This window comes from Streptomyces sp. NPDC059456, assembly GCF_042750055.1.
In the GTDB taxonomy this organism is placed as follows: Bacteria; Actinomycetota; Actinomycetes; order Streptomycetales; family Streptomycetaceae; genus Streptomyces.
The window spans coordinates 3,537-8,520 of the sequence record NZ_JBHYVA010000353.1 but is presented as its reverse complement, the minus strand read 5'-3'; the positions used below and the strand labels follow the sequence as shown (position 1 = coordinate 8,520).

Annotated in this window: 5 protein-coding genes; 4 read left to right on the top strand and 1 reads right to left on the bottom strand. The window is 72.7% G+C overall.

Translation table 11 applies throughout. From position 1 onward, the window contains the following. Positions 1-53: 53 nt before the first annotated feature. The gene (locus ACFXA3_RS26405; RefSeq protein WP_385190780.1) at positions 54-242 is read right to left on the bottom strand and encodes a thiazolylpeptide-type bacteriocin; all 189 of its coding nucleotides are present in this window, start codon (positions 240-242) and stop codon (positions 54-56) included. Between the two features lie 816 nt (positions 243-1,058). Here ACFXA3_RS26405 and ACFXA3_RS26400 point away from each other — a divergent pair. The 4 genes from ACFXA3_RS26400 to ACFXA3_RS26385 all read left to right on the top strand — a co-directional run. After that, on the top strand, positions 1,059-3,128 hold the full coding sequence (locus ACFXA3_RS26400) for a phosphocholine-specific phospholipase C (protein WP_385190778.1): 2,070 nt from the start codon (positions 1,059-1,061) through the stop codon (positions 3,126-3,128). 115 nt (positions 3,129-3,243) lie between these two features. Beyond that, positions 3,244-3,675, top strand: coding sequence for a VOC family protein (locus ACFXA3_RS26395; RefSeq protein WP_385190776.1), 432 nt, complete (start codon positions 3,244-3,246; stop codon positions 3,673-3,675). Between the two features lie 131 nt (positions 3,676-3,806). Continuing rightward, the gene (locus ACFXA3_RS26390; protein WP_385190774.1) at positions 3,807-4,634 is read left to right on the top strand and encodes an MIP/aquaporin family protein; all 828 of its coding nucleotides are present in this window, start codon (positions 3,807-3,809) and stop codon (positions 4,632-4,634) included. 114 nt (positions 4,635-4,748) lie between these two features. After that, a partial coding sequence (locus ACFXA3_RS26385) for a hypothetical protein (protein ID WP_385190773.1) occupies positions 4,749-4,984 on the top strand: 236 nt, incomplete at its 3' end.

Genomic DNA, 4,984 nt, shown 5'->3' with positions numbered 1-4,984 from the left:
GGGGGCGCGCGCCCGGGGGGGCCCGCCCCCCGGGGAGCGGCTCCGCACGGCCGTCAGACGACGGGCGTCTCCACCTGCGGCTGGGCACAGGAGGACGAGCCCTGGCAGGAGCAAGAGCCCCACGAGCCGCCGTTCTCGGGCAGGGCGGCGGTGTCGCTCAGCGCGGTGACGGTCAGGTCACCGAGGTCGAGGTCGAGGTCCAGGTCGAGGTCGGACCCGGTGGTGGAAGAGAATTCGGACATGGCTGACTTCCTCTCGTTGATGAGGGGGTGCACTCCGCGCAAAGACGGCGTCGGTTGGCCGGCGCCCGCGGTCGACGGACGGATCGCCACCAGGGAACGGATGGTTCGAAGTCGGGGCGTCCGATGGTGCGCCGTGGTGCAGCACCGAGTCTCGGGGCGGGGCGGGACAACGGCAACTGCCCATGTCAGGTTGGCCTGTTGACCCGTCCTGCTTCGTCACCTTCACCGTCGGCCCCTTGTGCCGTGCCGAGGGCGTACGCACCCTCGCCGCGCGGCGGGTGTGCGGGGCGCGCAAAGCCCATCGGTGCTCGTGGCCCCGGCCGGCAAGCATCCGGAAGGGGTGCCACCGCGGCCGGCCCCGGGCGGACCCGCCCGCTCCGGAGCCATGGGAGCCGCCCCGCGAGCCGGCCCGCAGGCATGGTGAACCGGTCAAATCTCCACCGCCCCGGAGCATGACCGGGGGCGGCCGTCGTCACGACTTCGACGCCATGGAAGCGGTGGAGACGTCCGACACCGGACACGGCGGCCTGCTGCCGGAGTTCCGCATGGACGAGGCGTCCGCCGCGCTGGCCCACCTCGGTGCGGAGACCGGCATCCCGCCGCTCCGGGCCCCCGGAGATCTCCCGAGAGGACTTCCTGCGTCCGCGGCCGGTACCACCGGTCCGTGGCCCGATGGCCGAACTCATGCGGAAATCCGACTGCCGTTCGCCTGGCGTATCCGCCACGGTCACGCCAAGCTCCCTCTCCGGTACCCCGGACAGGCTGTTCTGGGGGCGCTCCCGCACTTCTCGACCAAAAGCAGAGGTCCCTCTCGCCATGGCAGAACTCAACCGCCGCCGCTTCCTCCAGCTCACCGGCGGCGCCGCCGCCCTGACCATGCTCAACGAGAGCATCGCGCGTGCCGCCGCCATCCCCGCGCAGGGCACCACCGGCACCATCGCCGACGTCGAGCACATCGTGGTCCTGATGCAGGAGAACCGTTCCTTCGACCACTACTTCGGATCCCTCAACGGCGTCCGCGGATTCGGGGACCCGCGCCCCGTGACACTGCCGAGCGGCAAGTCCGTCTGGCACCAGAGCGACAACGCCGGCAAGGAGACGCTGCCGTTCCGCCCCCCGTCGGACGACCTCGGCATGGAGTACCTCCAGGGCCTCAACCACGACTGGGCGGGCGGCCACAGCGCGTTCAACCAGGGCAAGTACGACAACTGGGTGCCCGCCAAGACCCCGGCCACCATGGCGTACCTGACGCGCGAGGACATCCCGTTCCACTACGCGCTCGCCGACGCCTTCACCATCTGCGACGCCTACCACTGCTCGTTCATCGGCTCCACAGACCCCAACCGCTACTACCTGTGGTCCGGCCACACCGGCAACGACGGCACCGGCGGCGGCCCGGTCCTCAACAACGCCGAGGCCGGCTACGGCTGGACCACCTACCCCGAGCGCCTGGAGGCGGCCGGCATCTCCTGGAAGGTCTACCAGGACATCGGCGACGGCCTGGACGCCGCCGGCTCCTGGGGCTGGATCAACGACGCCTACCGCGGCAACTACGGCGACAACTCGCTGCTGTACTTCAACAACTACCGCAGCGCCCAGCCGGGCAGCCCGCTCCACGACAAGGCCCGCACCGGCACCGACGCCAAGGCGGGCGAAGGCTACTTCGACCGCCTGCGCGCCGACGTCCAGGGCGGCACGCTGCCGCAGATCTCCTGGATCGCCGCGCCCGAGGCGTTCAGCGAGCACTCCAACTGGCCGGCCAACTTCGGCGCCTGGTACATCGCGCAGGTCCTCGACGCGCTGACCTCCAACCCCGACGTGTGGGCCCGTACCGCGCTGTTCATCACGTACGACGAGAACGACGGCTTCTTCGACCACGTCGTCCCGCCGTACGCCCCGGTCGACGCCAACCAGGGCCTGTCCACCGTGGCCACCGCGCTGGACGTCTTCCCCGGCAAGCCCGGCTACGTCGCCGGCCCGTACGGCCTCGGCCCGCGCGTGCCGATGCTCGTCGTCTCCCCGTGGAGCACCGGCGGCTACTCCTGCTCCGAGACCTTCGACCACACCTCGGTCATCCGGTTCATGGAGCAGCGCTTCGGCGTGCGGGAGCCCAACATCTCGCCCTGGCGCCGCGCCGTCTGCGGTGACCTGACCTCGGCCTTCGACTTCAAGCGGCAGGACACCGCCGCCGTACGCCTGCCCGACACCGGCGGCTTCGAGCCCCGGGACCGCGAGCGCCACCCCGACTTCCACGCGGTCCCGCCGGCCGTCGCCAGCATGCCGCGCCAGGAGAAGGGCCTGCGCCGGACCCGTCCGCTGAAGTACGCCCCGTACGTGGACGGCACGGCGCTCACCGCAGAGGGCAAGTTCCGGCTGACGTTCAGCGGCGGCCCGGACCTGGGCGCGCAGTTCCACGTCACCTCCGGCAACCGCACGGACGCCCCGTGGACCTACACCACCGAGGCCGGCAAGTCGATCGCGGACGCCTGGAACACCCGCTACTCGGCCGGCGTCACGGATCTGACGGTCCACGGCCCCAACGGCTTCCTGCGCGGCTTCCGCAACCCCGGCACCACCCCCGGCCCCGAGGTCACCGCCCGCCACAACGTCACCACCGGCAACCTGGACCTCACCTGTACCAACGCGGGCAGCGCGACGGCCACGCTGACCATCACCAACTCCTATGGCGGCGGCCCGAAGCGCCTCACCGTGGCCAAGGGCGCGACCGTCACCCACAGCGTGTCGCTGAAGAACACCAAGCGCTGGTACGACGTCACGGTCACGGCCTCCGAGACCGCCGGCTTCGCGCGCCGCTTCGCCGGCAAGGTCGAAACGGGAGCCGCGGGCCTGTCGGACCCGGCGATCCTGACGAACCAGTCCTCCTGACGGCGCCGGTCCGGCCCACCGGATCCGAGCCCCGCTCCCCGGACCCCTCCGGGGAGCGGGGCCGCCCGCGGTCCGCCTGCCGGGCTGCGCCGCCCGCGCCCGCTACGGTGACGGCATGGAACAGCGGATCAGCATGGTCACCCTGGGGGTCGCGGACCTCGCCCGCGCCACACACTTCTACGCGGCGCTGGGATGGCGCGGCACCGAGGTGCAGGAGACGGTGTTCCACCAGGCGGTCGGTCTGGCCCTCGTCCTGTGGGACCGCGGCAAACTCGCCGCGGACTGCGGCCTGCCCGACGCCGCGCCCGCCCCGTTCGGCGGGATCGCCCTGGCCCACAACGTACGCACGGACGCCGAGGTGGACTCCGTCCTCGGCGCCGCGGCCCGCGCCGGCGGCACCGTCACCCGACCCGCCGCGGTCAACGCGATCGGCTTCTACTCCGGCGTCTTCACCGACCCCGACGGGCACGCCTGGGAGGTGGCCCACAATCCCGGCTTCACGCTGGCCGAGGACGGCGCCCTGATCCTGCCCGACTTCGGCGGATAGCGGTCCACGAGGACTTCCCGGGTCCGCCGGTCGTCGGCGTGTACCCGCGCATCCCGGCCCTCGTGTGCAGCACGCTTCGTCGACGTGCTCGTACACGACCGAGCGCCGGAGTCCGAACGGAAGGAGCCCCCATGAGCGGAGGCGAGATCTCCAGGCCCGCGGCGCCGGCCGGTGACCCCGGGCCGGACACGGACACCGGCCCCGCCCCCGTGCGGACCGGGCCCGAACGCCGCAGTCACCCCCTGCTCGAGTTCGCGCTGACCACGCTGCTGGTGTTCGCGGTGGTCACGATCGTCCGCTGGGTGTTCGACCCTGCTTCGCCGCTCGCCCTCGCGAACCTCCACCTGGCCCTGCTCGTCGTGGGCGCGCTGGTGGGAGTGCTCCTCTTCGCGCTGCTCCGCTCGCCGTGGGGGCGGCGTTCGGGTGCGCACGTGAACCCCGCGGTCACGCTCGCCCTCTGGCGGCTGGGGGTCTTCCCCGGGCGGGGCGTGGCCGCGTACGTCGCCGCCCAGCTCGGCGGGTCCGTCGCCGGGACCGTGCTGGCCCGCCTGGCCTGGGGGCCGGCGGTCGCACGGGTCGGCTACGGTGCGGCCGTCGCGGCGCCCTCGTGGAACGGCTGGGCCGTCTTCACGGCCGAAGCCGGCTGCCTGGTCGTGGTGACGCTCGTCATCGGCTTCTTCCTCGTCCACCCGGCCCGCGCACGGTGGTTCCCCCCGGCCCTGGCGGTGCTCGTCGGCGCGATCGTCGCCGGCCTGGGCCCCCTCAGCGGCGGCTCCGCCAACCCCGCCCGCCAGTTCGGGCCCGTGCTGCTGTCCGGGAGCACCGCCGGGCTGTGGATCTACCTCGCGGCTCCGGCCCTGGGCGCCGTTCTGGGCGCTGCGGCCCACCGCTTCATCGCGCGGGGCGCCGCGCCGCCCCGCGACCCCCGACGCGGCCCCGGTGCCGCACCCCCGCCCTGAGGCGGACACCGTCCTGCGCGGGTCCTCCCCCTCTTGACGCGTGACATTCGTACCGTCCGGGACGGGATCCGCGGCCCTGGTGGACCGGCCGGCGCGCTCCGTAGGCTCCTTGCCATGTCGCATTCACACGAAACCGGAAGCGGTGACTCCTGGGAAGGGGTCGTCATCCATCTCTCCCGGGGCATGCTCGACGGCGCGAACATGTACCACTTCGCCGAGATCCGCCGCGCCGACGGCGAAACCGTGAAGGTACGGATCGGCCGCCGGCTCTGGAAGTCCCTCACCGTCGGCGACCGGATCCTCAAACGGCCCGGCGCCGACCCGGCCCAGGGTTTGCCCCGGCCAGGGCC

Coding starts and splice junctions, on each gene's coding strand:
- ACFXA3_RS26405 (WP_385190780.1), bottom strand. CDS start 242: ATGTCCGAATTCTCTTCCACCACCGGGTCCGACCTCGACCTGGACCTC.
- ACFXA3_RS26400 (WP_385190778.1), top strand. CDS start 1,059: ATGGCAGAACTCAACCGCCGCCGCTTCCTCCAGCTCACCGGCGGCGCC.
- ACFXA3_RS26395 (WP_385190776.1), top strand. CDS start 3,244: ATGGAACAGCGGATCAGCATGGTCACCCTGGGGGTCGCGGACCTCGCC.
- ACFXA3_RS26390 (WP_385190774.1), top strand. CDS start 3,807: ATGAGCGGAGGCGAGATCTCCAGGCCCGCGGCGCCGGCCGGTGACCCC.